Source organism: Streptomyces sp. NPDC021562 (assembly GCF_040640875.1).
GTDB lineage: Bacteria > Actinomycetota > Actinomycetes > Streptomycetales > Streptomycetaceae > Streptomyces.
The window spans coordinates 32,897-48,056 of sequence record NZ_JBFACN010000042.1 but is presented as its reverse complement, the minus strand read 5'-3'; the positions used below and the strand labels follow the sequence as shown (position 1 = coordinate 48,056).

At 71.9% G+C, this 15,160-nt stretch carries 12 protein-coding genes; 7 read left to right on the top strand and 5 right to left on the bottom strand.

What is annotated here, in order from left to right; translation table 11 throughout:
* The first annotated feature begins 345 nt into the window (after window positions 1-345).
* The 6 genes from AB0G52_RS38465 (at window position 346) to AB0G52_RS38440 (ending at window position 6,562) form a co-directional block, all read left to right on the top strand.
* A complete protein-coding gene (locus AB0G52_RS38465) occupies window positions 346-1,116 on the top strand; it encodes a DeoR/GlpR family DNA-binding transcription regulator (protein WP_132886073.1) in 771 nt (256 codons plus the stop codon).
* Between the two features lie 78 nt (window positions 1,117-1,194).
* Window positions 1,195-2,562, top strand: coding sequence for a sugar ABC transporter substrate-binding protein (locus AB0G52_RS38460; RefSeq protein ID WP_361343555.1), 1,368 nt, complete (start codon window positions 1,195-1,197; stop codon window positions 2,560-2,562).
* Complete coding sequence (locus AB0G52_RS38455; protein WP_132886075.1) at window positions 2,559-3,494, top strand: sugar ABC transporter permease; 936 nt, start codon at window positions 2,559-2,561, stop codon at window positions 3,492-3,494. The genes AB0G52_RS38460 and AB0G52_RS38455 overlap by 4 nt, the downstream gene beginning before the upstream one ends.
* On the top strand, window positions 3,491-4,336 hold the full coding sequence (locus tag AB0G52_RS38450) for a carbohydrate ABC transporter permease (RefSeq protein ID WP_132886076.1): 846 nt from the start codon (window positions 3,491-3,493) through the stop codon (window positions 4,334-4,336). The genes AB0G52_RS38455 and AB0G52_RS38450 overlap by 4 nt, the downstream gene beginning before the upstream one ends.
* On the top strand, window positions 4,333-5,322 hold the full coding sequence (locus tag AB0G52_RS38445) for a zinc-dependent alcohol dehydrogenase family protein (RefSeq protein ID WP_361343551.1): 990 nt from the start codon (window positions 4,333-4,335) through the stop codon (window positions 5,320-5,322). The genes AB0G52_RS38450 and AB0G52_RS38445 overlap by 4 nt, the downstream gene beginning before the upstream one ends.
* A gap of 52 nt (window positions 5,323-5,374) precedes the next feature.
* Window positions 5,375-6,562, top strand: coding sequence for a TerD family protein (locus AB0G52_RS38440; protein ID WP_361343549.1), 1,188 nt, complete (start codon window positions 5,375-5,377; stop codon window positions 6,560-6,562).
* Between the two features lie 36 nt (window positions 6,563-6,598).
* Here the strand turns inward: AB0G52_RS38440 and AB0G52_RS38435 are convergent, their stop codons facing one another.
* Complete coding sequence (locus AB0G52_RS38435) at window positions 6,599-8,863, bottom strand: NB-ARC domain-containing protein (RefSeq protein WP_361343546.1); 2,265 nt, start codon at window positions 8,861-8,863, stop codon at window positions 6,599-6,601.
* A gap of 116 nt (window positions 8,864-8,979) precedes the next feature.
* On the opposite strand from AB0G52_RS38435, the gene AB0G52_RS38430 reads away from it, so the two are divergent.
* Window positions 8,980-9,813: an alpha/beta hydrolase gene (locus AB0G52_RS38430; RefSeq protein ID WP_132886080.1), complete on the top strand. Its 834-nt coding sequence runs from the start codon at window positions 8,980-8,982 to the stop codon at window positions 9,811-9,813.
* 81 nt (window positions 9,814-9,894) lie between these two features.
* Here the strand turns inward: AB0G52_RS38430 and AB0G52_RS38425 are convergent, their stop codons facing one another.
* From AB0G52_RS38425 to AB0G52_RS38410, 4 genes are all read right to left on the bottom strand, one after another.
* Window positions 9,895-10,911 (bottom strand): 1-aminocyclopropane-1-carboxylate deaminase, encoded by a 1,017-nt coding sequence (locus tag AB0G52_RS38425; protein ID WP_132886081.1) that lies wholly within the window; start codon window positions 10,909-10,911, stop codon window positions 9,895-9,897.
* A 22-nt stretch (window positions 10,912-10,933) separates the two neighbouring features.
* Window positions 10,934-11,587 (bottom strand): GntR family transcriptional regulator, encoded by a 654-nt coding sequence (locus AB0G52_RS38420; RefSeq protein WP_132886082.1) that lies wholly within the window; start codon window positions 11,585-11,587, stop codon window positions 10,934-10,936.
* Between the two features lie 109 nt (window positions 11,588-11,696).
* On the bottom strand, window positions 11,697-13,286 hold the full coding sequence (locus AB0G52_RS38415) for a TROVE domain-containing protein (RefSeq protein WP_361343542.1): 1,590 nt from the start codon (window positions 13,284-13,286) through the stop codon (window positions 11,697-11,699).
* Between the two features lie 379 nt (window positions 13,287-13,665).
* Entirely contained in the window at window positions 13,666-15,108 is a 1,443-nt protein-coding gene (locus AB0G52_RS38410; protein WP_132886084.1) for an alkaline phosphatase PhoX, read from the bottom strand.
* Between the last annotated feature and the right edge of the window lie 52 nt (window positions 15,109-15,160).

The window sequence follows — 15,160 nt, the reverse complement described above, 5'->3', positions numbered from 1 at the left end:
TACGTGGATCAGGGCCCGGCACGCCGAGAGCACGCACCTGACGCCGCGCGGCCCGCCCTCCGGGCGGACGACGGGACTTTCGCAACACGCCCTAGTACCGGAGAACACCCCCGCGCGGCGGGCGGGCAGGGAACGGGCCCGCCCGTCGGCGTGTTCGGGCATCCGGGCCGCCCGATCCCACCGCCCGCCCGGCAGCGGCGCAGGTCCGAGGCGGGCACGGCGCCCGGGAAACGGGCACAGGCGGGCACCATCGGGCCCGCAACAGACCTGGTCAGCCTCAGATACCCGCTGTAGAACTTGCTGCATGGCCCGAACGGGCGGTGCCACAGGGAAGCGGGTGACGGGATGAGCACCAGGACGGCGGAGGAACGCCAGCGCGAGATCGTGCGGGCCGCCCGCACCACCGGCTCGGTCGACGTCACCGCACTCGCCGAGACACTGGGCGTGGCCAAGGAGACCATCCGGCGCGACCTGCGCGCCCTGGAGGACCACGGCCTGGTCCGCCGCACCCACGGGGGCGCGTATCCCGTCGAGAGCGCCGGATTCGAGACCACGCTCGCCTTCCGTTCCACCAGCCACGTCCCGGAGAAGCGGCGCATCGCCTCGGCCGCCGCCGACCTGCTGGGCGACGCCGAGACCGTCTTCGTCGACGAGGGCTTCACCCCCCGGCTCATCGCCGAGGCCTTGCCGGCGGACCGGCCGCTGACCGTGGTCACCGCCTCGCTGCCGGTCGCGGGCGCGCTCGCCGGGGCCGAGAACACGTCGGTGCTGCTGCTCGGTGGACGCGTCCGGGCGGGCACCCTCGCCACCGTCGACCACTGGACGACGAAGATGCTCGCCGGTTTCGTACTCGACCTCGCCTACATCGGGGCCAACGGCATCTCGCGCGAACACGGGCTGACCACCCCGGACCCCGCCGTCGGCGAGGTCAAGGCACAGGCGATCCGCGCCGCGCGCAGGACGGTCTTCGCCGGCGTGCACACCAAGTTCGGGGCCGTCAGCTTCTGCCGCTTCGCCGGGATCCAAGCCCTGGAGGCGATCGTGACGAGCACCCTGCTGCCCTCCGCCGAGGCCCACCGCTACTCCCTGCTGGGCCCCCAGGTCATCCGGGTCTGACACCACCCCGCGCACTCCCCGAAGACCACATCACACCCTCAGATGCCCCATATATCACGATTCATCCAGGAGCGATCCATGCGAACCCCGAGCCGACGGAGGCCGCGAGCCACGCTCGCCATGGCCGCCGCAGGGACGCTGCTCGCCCCGCTGCTCTCCGGCTGCTGGGTCGGTGCGGGCGGGGCCGGTTCCGGCGGCGACTCGATCAACGTGCTGATGGTCAACAACCCCCAGATGACGGAACTCCAGAAGCTCGCGCCACGCTTCACCGCGGAGACCGGCATCAAGGTCAACTTCACCGTGCTGCCCGAGAACGACGTCCGCGACAAGATCAGCCAGGACTTCGCCAACCAGGCCGGCCAGTACGACGTGGCCACCCTGTCCAACTACGAGATCCCGATCTACGCCCGCAACGGCTGGCTGCACGAGATGGACTCGTACGTCGCGAAGGACCCCGGCTACGACGAGGAGGACGTCCTCAAGCCGATGCGGCAGGCCCTGACCGCCTCCGACGGCAAGCTCTACGGCCAGCCCTTCTACGGCGAGTCGTCATTCCTGATGTACCGCAAGGACGTCTTCGCGGCGAAGGGCCTGACGATGCCCGCCCACCCCACTTGGCAGCAGGTCGCCGACCTCGCCGCGAAGGTGGACGGCGCGCGGTCCGGGATGCGCGGCATCTGCCTGCGCGGACTGCCCGGCTGGGGCGAGCTGATGGCGCCGCTGACCACGGTGGTGAACACCTTCGGCGGCACCTGGTTCGACAAGGACTGGAAGGCCCGGCTGGACGCGCCCGGCTTCGAGAAGGCCACGAAGTTCTACGTCGGCCTGGTCCGCGCGCACGGCGAGTCCGGCGCCCCGCAGTCCGGCTTCGCCGAGTGCCTCAACAACATGACCCAGGGCAAGGTCGCCATGTGGTACGACGCGACCTCCGCGGCCGGTTCACTGGAGGCCGACGGCTCCCCCGTCAAGGGCAGGCTCGGCTACGCGCCCGCGCCCGTCGAGCGCACCGCGTCCGCCGGCTGGCTCTACACCTGGGCCTGGGGCATCCAGAAGGCCTCCCGCAACCCCGACCGGGCCTGGAGGTTCGTGTCGTGGGCGTCCAGCAAGGAGTACGAGCAACTGGTCGGGAAGACCAGCGGCTGGTCCGACGTCCCGGCGGGCAAACGGGCGTCGACGTACAGCAACCCCGACTACGTCAAGTCGGCCGCCGCGTTCCAGGAGATGACCAAGGAGGCCATCGAGAGCGCCCGTCCGGACGACCCCGGCGTGCAGCCGCGCCCCGCGCCCGGCATCCAGTTCGTCGACATCCCCGAGTTCACCGATCTCGGCACCAGGGTCTCCCAGGAGATCAGCGCGGCCATCGCCGGACGGCAGTCCGTCGACGCGGCCCTGACGAAGTCCCAGCAGCTCGCCGAGAAGATCTCCAAGGAGTACGAGGGACGATGACCGCGACGACAGCCCCCTACGCAGCGACACCGGCACGCACCACGCGGCCGCCCTCCGCCCGGCTGCGCGCCTGGTCCACCAGGGCCCCGCTCCTGCCCGCCCTGGTTTTCATGATCGTCGTGACCCAGCTGCCGTTCGTGGCCACGGTGGTCATCTCCTTCTTCGACTGGAACGCCCTCTACCCGAAGGCCCGGCACTTCACCGGATTCGACAACTACCGCCAGGTGCTCACCGACGCGGACCTGCGCCACTCGGTCTGGACGACCGTGCTCCTCACCGTGACCGTGGTCCTGGTCAGCCTGGTGCTCGGCCTCGCGCTCGCCCTGCTGCTGAACAACAGGTTCCGCGGCCGGGGCGTCGTCCGCACCCTGCTGATCGCCCCGTTCCTGGTGGTCCCGGTGGCCGCCGCGCTGCTCTGGAAGCACGTCCTCTACAACCCCGAGTACGGCCTGCTCAACGGTCTGCTGCACTACGTGGGCGGTCCGCAGCCCGACTGGATCTCCCGCACGCCGCTGGCGGCGGTGGAGGCCTCGCTGGTGTGGCAGTGGACGCCGTTCATGATGCTGATCCTGCTGGCCGGGCTGCAGAGCCGGGACCCCGAGCAGATCGAGGCCGCGCGGGTGGACGGCGCGGGCGAGTGGCAGATCTTCCGCCACCTGACCCTCCCGCACCTGCGCCGCTACCTCGAACTCGGCGCCCTGCTGGGCTGCATCTACATCGTCCAGAACTTCGACGCGGTCTTCACGATCACGTCCGGCGGCCTGGGCACCGCGAACCTCCCCTACACCGTCTACCAGACCTTCTACCAGGCCCACGAGAACGGCCTGGCGTCGGCCGCCGGCGTCCTGGTCGTCATCGGCTCCATCGTCCTCGCGACCTTCGCCCTGCGCGTGGTGTCGTCCCTGTTCCGAGAGGAGGCGTCCCGCGCATGAGCAGCCTCGCACCGCACGTCAGGAAGCACCGGGGCCGCGGCATCGGCCTGGTGGCCTGGCTGGTCGGCATCGTCTTCTTCTTCCCCGTCGCCTGGATGGCACTGACGTCCTTCCACTCCGAGGCGGACGCGGCGACGAACCCGCCCTCCTTCGGCGCCGCCCTCACGCTGGACGGCTACCGCGAGTTCTTCGGCGCGGGCGGCGGCGCGAGCCCGTGGCCGGCCCTGGTCAACTCGGCGGTGGCGTCGGTCGTCTCCACCCTCCTCGTGCTCGTCCTCGCCTTCCCGGCGGCCTACGCGCTGTCGATCCGGCGGGTGCGGAAGTGGACGGACGTCCTGTTCTTCTTCCTCTCCACGAAGATGCTGCCGGTGGTGGCCGGGCTGCTGCCGATCTACCTGTTCGCGAAGAACACCGGGATGCTGGACAACATCTGGTTCCTGGTCGTCCTCTACACCTCCATGAACCTGCCGATCGCGGTGTGGATGATGCAGTCGTTCCTCGCCGAGGTCCCGGTCGCCGTCATCGAGGCCGCGCAGATCGACGGCGCCCGGCTGCCGACCGTCCTCGCGCGCGTGGTGGCCCCGATCGCCCTGCCCGGCATCGCCGCGACCTCCCTGATCTGCTTCATCTTCAGCTGGAACGAACTTCTGTTCGCCCGGGTCCTGACGGGCGTGGTCGCCGAGACCGCCCCCGTCTTCCTGACCGGCTTCATCACCAGCCAGGGCCTGTTCCTGGCCAAGGTGTGCGCCGCGTCGCTCGTCGTCTCCCTGCCGGTGCTCGCCGCGGGGTTCGCCGCCCAGGACAAACTGGTCCAGGGCCTGTCGCTCGGAGCCGTGAAATGAAGGCCGCCGTCATCGAGTCCGTGGGCCGTGCCGTCGTCACCGAGGTGCCCGACCCCACGCCGGGACCCCGGGAGGTGGTCGTCGAGGTCGCCGCCTGCGGTCTGTGCGGCACCGACCTGCACATCCTCCAGGGCGAGTTCGCGCCCAAGCTGCCGATCGTGCCGGGACACGAGTTCGCCGGCGAGGTGGTGGGCGTCGGCGCCCAGGTGACCGAGGTGGCGGTCGGCGACCGGGTCGCGGTCGACCCGTCCCTGTACTGCCACGAGTGCCGTTACTGCCGGGACGGCCACAACAACCTCTGCGAGCGGTGGGCCGCGATCGGCGTGACCGTGCCCGGCGGCGCCGCGCAGTACGCCGTCGCCCCGGTCGCCAACTGCGTGAAACTCCCCGAGCACGTCCGCACCGAGGACGCGGCCCTGATCGAGCCCCTCTCCTGCGCGGTACGCGGCTACGACGTCCTGAACTCCCGCCTCGGCGCCCACGTCCTGGTCTACGGCTCGGGCACCATGGGCCTGATGATGCTGGAGCTGGCCAAGCGGACCGGCGCGGCGAGCGTCGAGGTCGTCGACCTGAACCCGGCCCGCCTGGAGACCGCGCGACGGCTGGGCGTCTCGGGGGCCGCCGCGAGCGCGGACGAGCTGGACCGGCCGCGCGGCTGGGACGTCGTGATCGACGCGACCGGCAACGCGGCGGCGATCCAGGACGGCCTGGACCGGGTCGCCAAGGCCGGCACGTTCCTCCAGTTCGGGGTGGCCGACTACGCGACGCGGGTGACGATCGACCCGTACCGCATCTACAACCAGGAGATCACCATCACCGGCTCCATGGCCGTCCTGCACAGCTACGAGCGCGCCGCCGAGCTGTTCGCGAACGGCGTCCTCGACCCCGACGTCTTCATCAGCGACCGGCTGCCGCTGGACGGCTATCCGCAGGCGCTGGCGCAGTTCGCGGCGGGGGTGGGACGGAAGATCGTCGTGGTGCCGTAGAAGTTTAAGGGAACGGTAAAGCGAGGTCGTTCGTTCACCCGGCATGACAGCTATGACCCCTGGCTCGAACATCCCGCTCTCCGCCTCCCGGGTGGCGGTGGACGTCGCCGCTCCGGTGCGGCTCGACGTGTCGGGCCTGCTGCTGACGGGCGACGGCAAGGTGCGCTCGGACGACGACTTCATCTTCTACAACCAGCCGACGGGCGCGGGCGTGACCTACCGCTCGGGGGGCGGTGCCGCGCCCGACGCGATCATCGTCGACACCGCCTCGGTCCCCCCGGGCATCGAGAAGATCGTGGTCACCGCGAGCCCCGACGCCGCGGGCCAGACCTTCCAGGGCATCGAGCCGACGGCCACGATCCGCGACGCGGACGACGGCTCGGTGCTGGCCACCTTCACGCCCCCGCGGCTGGGCACGGAGACGGCCCTGGTGGTCGTCGAGATCTACCTCCGGGGCGGCGCGTGGAAGGCCCGCGCGGTCGGCCAGGGGTACGCGAACGGGCTGGCCGGCATCGCGACGGACTTCGGCGTGACGGTGGAGGAACCGGCCGCGGCCGCACCCCCGGCTCCGGTTGCGCCCTCCGCTCCGGCGGTGCACCAGGCGCCGGTCGCCGCTCCCCCGATGCCGGCCGCCCCTCCCGCCGCCCCCGCCCCGGGCGCCGGGAAGGTCAACCTCGACAAGGGCCGGGTCAGCCTCCAGAAGAACCAGACCGTGTCCCTGGTCAAGGGCGGCAGCCCGCTGCTCAGCCAGGTCAAGATGGGCCTCGGCTGGGAACCGGCGTTCCGCGGCAAGGACATCGACCTGGACGCCTCGGTCATCGCCTACGGCCCGCAGCGCGACCATGTCGACAGCTGCTACTTCGGCAAGCTGTCCATCCTGAACGGCGCGATCAAGCACTCCGGCGACAACCTCACCGGCGAGGGAGGCGGCGACGACGAGGTGATCGTCGTCGACCTCGGCCGGATCCCCCCGCAGGTCACCGGCCTGGTCTTCACCGTCAACTCGTTCTCGGGACAGAAGTTCACGGAGGTCGCCAAGGCGTACTGCCGTCTCCTGGACGCCGCGACCGGCGAGGAGCTGGTCCGCTTCGACCTGACCGGCGCGGAGGCGCAGACGGGCGTCCTGATGGCCAAGCTGGTCCGCCAGTTCTCCGGGGAGTGGGACATGACGGCGCTCGGCTCGTTCGTGAAGGGCCGCACGGTGCGCAACATGGTGAAGCCGGGGGCGGAGGCGCTGTAGACCCGGCCACGGGCCTGCGCGTCGTCACCGACCGCGTCAGGGCGCGAGCCGGTCCAGCGCGGCCGCCGTCCGTTCGGCGGCGGCCGCGTCCCCGGCCGCGGTGAACAGCAGGTGCGCCTCGGCGAGTCGGGCCCGGGCCTCGGCCGTGTCCCCGCAGTGCTCCAGGGCGGTGGCGAGTCCGCTGAGCGCCTGGGCCTTGAAGCGGTCGGTACCGCCGTGGGTGGCCGGGGTGATGACCGCCCGGTAGGCGGCCACCGCCTCCGACCAGCGGCCCAGGGCCAGCAGGTCACCGGCTATCTGATGGCGCAGGATCGCCTGGGCGAACTCCTGGAAGCCGGGCACGTCCCCCGCGTCCGCCCCGAGCAGGTCCCGGTGCACGGCCAACGCCTCCTCCGCGCGCCCGGATTCCCGCAGGGCGCTGCCCAGCACCCGGCGGGAGACCGTCTGCCCGGCCCGGTCACCGGTCGCCTCGAAGAGCCGTACGGCCTCCTCGGCGGCCCGGGCCGCCTCCGCGGGCCGGTCCAGCCTCAGGCAGGCCCCCGCGATGTAGTTCCATGCCCAGCCCTGCTGGGCGGTGTCACCGGCCCGGGTCGCCAGGTCCAGCGCCTGCCGTGCGTGCTCTTCGGCCTGTTCGTACTGGGCGGCGCCCACCGAGTACGTCCAGGCGAGGCAGTTGAGCTGGTGGGCGTGGGCCGCCGGGTCGCCGAGCGCGGCGGCGGAGCGGACGCCGTAGCCGAACAGGGTGCGCCACTCGGGCCAGGTGCCCCAGCGGTCGGAGAACCAGTACAGCGTGCGCGCCGTGTGGACGATCTCCTCGTGCCGCTCCGCCTCGAACATGAGCCGCAGCGCGCCCGCCCAGTGGGCACGTTCCGTGCTGAGCCACTCCTCCGCCGCCGCCGCGGACGCGGGCGCGAAGGCGGGGGTGGCGCCCGGCCACGGCTCGGGCGCACCGGGCGCCTCGAACCAGCGGCCGGCCGCCGAGGCCGACCGCAGCAACCAGTCCGCCATGCGCAGCGCGGCGGCCTCGACGGGCGGCGCGGGTTCCTCGGCCCGCAGTCGCTCGCGGGCGAAGAGCCGGACGAGATCGTGGAAGGCGTAGCGGCCCGGCGTGGGCTCCTCCAGCAGGCCCCGCTCGACCAGCAGGTCGAGGGCGTCCCGGACGGCGACCGGGTCGTCGTCACCGGTGAGCACGGCGGCGAGGTGGGGGCCGGTCTCATGGCCCGGGAGCAGGCTGAGGCGGCGGAGCAGCAGCCTGCGGGGAGCGGTGAGCTGGCGGTAGGAGAGGGCGAGCGCGCCGCGTACCGCCAGGTCGCCCGCGACCAGGGTGCCCAGCCGCCCTTCCTCGTCCGCGAGTTGGTCCGCCAGCCGGGTGGGGGTCCAGGCGGGGCGGCTGGACAGGCGGTTGCCGACGATCCGCAGGGCCAGCGGGAGATGCCCGCACAGTTCCGCCAGCCGGCTGATCCCTTCCGCCTGCCCGTCGGTGCGCGGGGTCCCGAGGATCCGTTCCAGCAGCGTCGCCGACTCCCTGCCGCTGAGCGCGCCGAGCCTGATCCGCCGGACGCCCTCCAGTCCGGTCAGCGGCCGTCGGCTGGTGACGAGCACGAAGCTGCCCTCCGCGTCCGGCAGCAGTGGTCTGGCCTGCGCCTCGTCGGCCGCGTCGTCGAGGACGACCAGCACCCGCCGGTCGCTGAGCGTGGCCCGGTAGACGGCCTCGCGCGCCACCGGGTCCACCGGGATCCGGTCGGGCGGGTGCCCGAGCGCCGTCAGCAGCAGGACCAGTGCCTCGGCCGGGGGCACGGGCGTGTCGCTCATGCCGTGCAGCTGCACGCTGACGCAGCCGTCCGGGAAGTGGCCTTCCGTCAGCTGCCGCGCGGCCTGCGCGGCCAGGGTCGTCTTGCCCTGCCCACCCGGTCCGAAGAGGACCACGGCGCGAGTGCCGGCCCCCTCGGCGAGCGCCTCCAGATCGGCCAGCTCCCGCCGTCGTCCGGTGAAGTCGGGGACCGTGCGCAGGAGGTACGGCGGCGCGGCCGGACCGCCGCGTTCCCGGCCGGCGTCGGCCAGCCGCTGGAGCCGCTGTCGCTGCTCGTGGTCGAGTTCCAGGGCGGCGGCGAGCGCGTCGACGGTACGGCGCTGCGGTCCGCGGCTGCGGCCGCGTTCCATGTCACCGAGGGCGCGGACGCTGACGCCGGACGCCTGTGACAGCTCCTCCAGGGTCAGCCGGGCCGTCCGGCGCAGGGAACGCAGCGTCACACCGAAGGCGGTGCCGCCCTGGGGCAGGTCGGAAGAGGAACGTCTGGTCATCACGGCCATTAGAACAAGCAGAACAAGCGCTCTCTACTTCCGCCTGCACTTCTGCCTGGCGGCACTCCGGCAGCGGTGGTGTGCTGGAGTCTCCGAACCTAGGAGGACGAACCGTCATGCCGTACATCACCGTTGGCGAGGAGAACAGCGCGCCGATCGAGCTCTACTACGAGGACCACGGCACCGGCCAGCCCGTCGTGCTGATCCACGGGTACCCGCTCGACGGCCACTCCTGGGAGAAGCAGCTGCCGGTGCTGCTGGAGGCCGGACACCGCGTCGTCACCTACGACCGCCGCGGCTTCGGCCGTTCCTCCCAGCCCACCACGGGCTACGACTACGACACCTTCGCCGCCGACCTCGACAAGGTGCTCACCGCGCTCGACCTGACGGACGCGGTCCTGGTCGGCTTCTCGATGGGGACCGGCGAAGTGGGCCGCTACCTGGGCACGTACGGCTCGGGCCGGGTCGCCAAGGCGGTCTTCCTGGCCTCCCTGGAGCCGTTCCTGCTCAAGACCGACGACAACCCGGCCGGTGTCGACCAGGCGGTCTTCGACGGCATCCTGGACGCGGTCAGCAAGGACCGGTACGCCTACTTCACCGCCTTCTACCAGGACTTCTACAACCTGGACGAGACGCTGGGCAGCCGGATCAGCGAGGAGGCCGTCCGCAACAGCTGGAACGTGGCGGCCGGTGCCTCCGCGCACGCCTCCGTTGCCTGCGTGCCGACCTGGGTCACCGACTTCCGCGCCGACGTGGCGAAGGTCGACGTCCCGGCGCTGATCCTGCACGGCACCGGGGACCGCATCCTGCCCATCGACGCGACCGGGCGTCCGTTCCACGCGCTGCTGCCGTCGGCCGAGTACGTGGAGGTCGAGGGCGCCCCGCACGGCCTGCTGTGGACGCACGCCGAGGAAGTGAACGCCGCCCTGCTGTCCTTCCTCGCCAAGTAGGGGCTCAACTCGCCCGGCCGGCTGCCCGGCAGCCGGCCGGGCGAGTGATCTCAGCCGTCCGGCGTGCCCGGAGGTGCCCGCCTAGAAGAGCGCGCTGTACGCGTTCAGCGCGGGCTGGCCGCCCAGGTGGGCGTACAGGACGGTGGAGCCGCGGTCGATCTCGCCCCGTTCGACCAGGTCGATCATCCCCGCCATGGACTTGCCCTCGTACACCGGATCCGTGACCATGCCCTCGGTGCGGGCCGCGAGGCGCATCGCGGCCAGCGTGGTGTCGTCCGGGACGCCGTAGACGCCCGCGTGGTAGCGCTCGTCCAGTTCGACGTCGTCGACGGTCAGCTCCCGCCGCAGGCCCAGGAGCCGGCCGGTGCGGTGGGCGATCCGGGCGACCTGTTCGCGGGTCTCGACGGGTTTGGCCGAGGCGTCGATGCCGATGACCCGGCGCCGCCGACCGCCCGCCTCCTCCAGCGCCGCGAACCCGGCGACCATGCCGGCCTGCGTCGAACCGGTCACCGAGCACACGATCACCGTGTCGAAGAAGACGCCCGCCTGCTGCTCCTGTTCAGCCACCTCGTACGCCCAGCCCGCGAAGCCGAGCCCGCCGAGCGGGTGGTCGGAGGCGCCCGCCGGGATGGCGTACGGCTTGCCGCCCGACTCCTCGACCTCCCGCAGCGCCAGCTCCCAGCTCTCCTTGAAACCGATGCCGAACCCGGCCCGCACGAGGCGTACGTCGGCTCCGGCCAGCCTGCTGATCAGGATGTTGCCGACCTTGTCGTACACGGAGTCCGGCCACTCCACCCAGCTCTCCTGCACCAGGACGCACTTGAGCCCGGCACGGGCGGCTACGGCGGCCACCTGGCGGGTGTGGTTGGACTGCACCCCGCCGATGGAGACGAGCGTGTCGCAGCCCTTGGCCAACGCGTCCGCGACCAGGTACTCCAGCTTGCGGGTCTTGTTACCGCCGTAGGCGATCCCGGAGTTGCAGTCCTCCCGCTTGGCCCACAGCGCGGCACCGCCGAGGTGGTCGGTGAGCCGCTCCAGGGGATGCACGGGCGAGGGGCCGAAGAGGAGCGGGTAACGGTCGTACGAGGAAAGGGACATGGGGCGCCTCCTTGAGGTGCGGTCAGTCGGTGTCGTCGTCTGCCAGGTCCGCGAGGGTGTGCCAGATGTCCGCCGTGACCCGCGCCGCCGCCTCCGCGTCCCCCGCCGCGCAGGCCTCGATCAGGCGCTCGTGCAGGCCGGCCGAGCGGCAGGAACCGCCCTCGCCGAAACGACGGCGCTCCAGGCGGCGGATGAGCGGGGTGTAGCGGGCGACGGTGGCGGCGGCCGCGCGGTTTCCGGCCACCCGGACCAGCACGTCGTGCAGGTCGTCGTCGGCGCGCAGCGCCTCGTCCACGTCACCTGTCTGTACGGCGGCGGCGAACCGGGCGTTGGACACGCGCATCTCGTCCAGGTCCGCGTCCCGCAGCCGGGGTACGGCGGCCCGGGTGACCAGTTCGTGCATGGCGCCGACCACGGCCGCCGCGTCCCGTACCTCCGCGGCCACCACCGGGGTGACCCGGGTATAGCTCTGCGGTTTGCTCTCCAGGAGCCCCTCGTCGACGAGCCGGGAGAACGCCTCCCGTACCGGCGCCCGGGACAATCCGAGCCGCTCCGCGAACTCGGCGTCGCGCACCACCGCACCGGGTTCGATGTCCCCGGCGACGATGGCGTCCCTGATCGCGGTGTAGGCACGGTCCCTGAGCAGGGTGCGCGGCAGTGGTCGAAGGGCCTCCATTACTGAAATGTTAGATATCAGTGACCTGGCAGGGCAAGGTGCGAGACGGCACGGGTGTGGCCCGCACCCCCCGTGAAGGTGCGGGCCACGTTCAGCGCCGGGGCCGGGGTCAGGCCGCCGTCTCCCACGGCCAGTCCGCGTCCTGGGCGGCTTCCAGCAGCGGCACCATCCGGAAGGCCGCATCCGAGAGACCGCCGAAGGTGTGCCTGTTGCGCTTTCCGGAGGGGCCGTGGCCCGCCCGGTAGCCGGCCAGGTTCCAGGTGTAGACCGGGACGTGCGCCGGGACCTGCTGGGTCGGGTCGCCGTGCCGGTGGTACGCGTACTGCTCGTCGGTGACGATCAGCACCCGGTCCTGCCCCCGGTAGTGCGAGCGGATCGCCGAGGTGGTGTCGGTGCCGCCCAGCTCGCCGAAGCGGTCCAGGACCTTCAGCACCGACTCGCCCCGCTCGCAGTGCAGCCGCCTGCTGGTGGTGCCGAACTCGACGAGGTCCGCGTCCGCCGCCCGCAGCGCGAGCGCCGTGCCGAAGACCGCCGCCGCGTCGGCCCACGTGAGGTCGGAGCGGTCGGACAGCCGTGCGGAGAACATCGAGAACGAGCGGTCGACGAGCACCAACGTCCGGCCCGGCAGCGCGGGCACCTGGGCCAGCGAGTGACCGAGCGCCCTCTCCAGCGGGTAGGACCAGCGCAGCGACGGCGCGTGCCGGTACGCGGCGAGGTACCGGAACGGGAACTGCCGTGACCGCGCCACCTCCGACGGATCGCTGATGCGCGCCGCGACCTCGGCGGCGACCTCGTCCGAGACCCCCGCCTCGTCGAAGTTCCGCAGGTTGCGGACGAGTGCCATGGTCCCCATGGAGGGGATCACAGCCTCCCAGGCCGCCCTGTCCATCGGCCCCTGGAGCCAGCCGGCCAGCGCCTCCCAGGTCAGCCCCGCCGCCGCGAGCCGCTCGGCGCCGCCGGGCCCGGTGACGACCGCGCGCCGCCGCTCGACGGGCAGGGCCATCAGCGCGCGGTGCGCGGCGAGCACCGGGCTCGAACAGGGCGGTACGGCGGTGTCCGGGTGGTGCCGCCGGTCCAGGGCGTAACGGAACAGGTCGCCCTGCCACGGCTTGTCCGGGTCGGGCGCCGCGTGCACCAGGTTGAGGATGTCGCCGAAACGGTAGCCCTTGGCCGCGGTGTCGTACTTGAGCAGCGACCGGCCGTGGTAGAGCCGCCGTACGGCGTCGGCGATCCCGCGCTTGACGGGCTTGGGGACGGCACGGCCGTACGTGGCGGTCCAGTACGCGAGCAGTTCGCCGGGCTCGTCCGGGCGCTGCAGCACGGAGGCGACGACCTCGCGGTTGGAGGGGCCGTCGGTGGCCCCCACGGCCAGCCGGGCGTGCACGTACTCGGCGGCGCCCACCAGCGAGGCGGTGCGCAGGTTGCCCTCGCCGCGCAGCCAGCCGAGCAGGCCGGCGGTCCAGGCGGCGTCGGTGACGGCGAGTTCCCGTACGAGCCGCGCGAACCGGTCGTCACGGTCGGCACCGGACTCGTAGAAGGTCTGCTGGGACACGAGGGTGGAGACGGCGAGCAGGAAGAGCTCGGAGCGCTTGTCCCGCTCCTGGCCGCGGCCGCCCTGGAAGGTGCGCAGCACGCGTCCTGTCGAGGTGACCCGCGAAGCGGGCTGCGCCCGAGCCGCCCTGGTGTTGAACCGCGCCATGATGAATTCCCCCCGAATTCAGTGGAGTCTGGGAGGAGGCACAGAAAGGTAGGTGGTCTCCGAGAAAAGAAAGGGTCGGCGGCGGCCGCTCACCATGAACTGAGCCTCCCGAGGTCGGATCGGCGGCGGCGCCGGATTCTCTGAGAAAGAAGGAGCCGCAGCCTGCGCACCGGGAGGTGCATGAAGTTTTGGTGTCCAGAGTTCGAGGCCGGCGGAACCGACGTAGGTGCTCTGACCCCTGAGCTACACCGGCGCGTCGTACCGGTGGCGGGACTCGAACCCGCGGCCGCCCCATTATCAGTGGAAGTAGGTCCTGCCTTCGCACCTGGACGTGCACCACCATAGGGAAGCGGCCGCGGAGCGAACGAGCGAATTACGTTCAGCAGCCCTTCTGGCGCTTCCAGGGCCCGCTGATCGCGAGCATGATGCCCGGGATCTGGATGTTGGCGTACAGGGTCCGGCCGTCGGGCGAGAAGGTGACGCCGGTGAATTCGCTGTACTCCGGGGCGTCCGCGGTGCCGATGTTCAGTTCGTTGCGGGCGATCGGGTAGGTACGGCCGCTTTCGGTGGCGCCGAACAGGTGCTGGAGGCCCTCGCCGTCCTCGGCGATGACGAGACCGCCGTACGGGGAGACGGTGATGTTGTCCGGGCCGTCGAAGGCGCCTTCGGCGGACGGGTCCGGGTTGACGCCGATGAGGACCTTGAGGGTGAGGGTGCGGCGCTTCGGGTCGTAGAACCAGACGGCGCCGTCGTGCGGGACGGGGCTCTCCGCACGGGCGTAGGAGGAGACGATGTAGGCGCCGCCGTCGCCCCACCACATGCCCTCCAGCTTGCGGGCGCGGGTGATCTGGCCGGCGCCGAACTGCTTGCGCACGGAGACCGACTTCGCGTCGCGGTCGGGGACGTCGACCCAGTCGACGCCGTAGACCGTGCCGATCTTCGTGGCGCGGGACAGGTCGTCGACGAACTGGCCGCCGGAGTCGAAGCACTTGAAGGCCTGGAGGGTGCCCGCGTCGTCGGCGAGGGTGCGCAGCCTGCCGCGGCCGTGGTGGAAGCCCTGCGGCGGGGTCCAGCGGTAGAGCAGGCCGTTGGGCCCCGAGGCGTCCTCGGTGAGGTAGAGGTGGCCGCGCTTGGGGTCCACCACGACGGCCTCGTGGGCGTACCGGCCCAGCGCCTTGACGGGCTTGGGGTCGCGGTTTGCCCGGCGGTCCTCGGGGTCCACCTCGAAGACGTAGCCGTGGTCCTTGGTCATGCCGTTGGCGCCGGCCTTGTCCTCGGTCTCCTCACAGGTCAGCCAGGTGCCCCAAGGGGTGCTGCCACCCGCGCAGTTGGTGGAGGTACCGGCGATGCCGACCCATTCGGCGACGTGGCCGCCGGGCCGGACCTCGACGACCGTGCAGCCACCGGCGGCGGCCGGGTCGTACACCAGGCCCTCGGCGAGCGGGACCGGGTGGTCCCAGTCGGCCCGCGGGCCCTTCAGCTCGTGGTTGTTGACGAGCAGGGTGGCGCCGCGCGGCCCGTCGAAGGTGGCGGTGCCGTCGTGGTTGGAGGGGGTGAACTCGCCGGACTCCAGCCTGGTCCGGCCGCTGTACGTAATGATCTTGTACGTGAAGCCGGCGGGGAGCGCGAGGATGCCGTGCGGATCGGCGACCAGCGGGCCGTAGCCGACGCCGCGGTGCCCGGGCGCCGACTCGCCCTCGGCGGAGTCGGAAGCGGCGAGCGCGTTCGGGGCGGTGGCGAGGGCGCCGACGCTGCCCGCCAGCGCGACACCGGCACCGGTGATCGCGGATTTCCTGGCGAAGTCCCTGCGGGTGAGCGACATGGTGTCTCCTGTGACGGTCGGAGTGCCGTGGAGGGTGGCGGACCTCAAGACG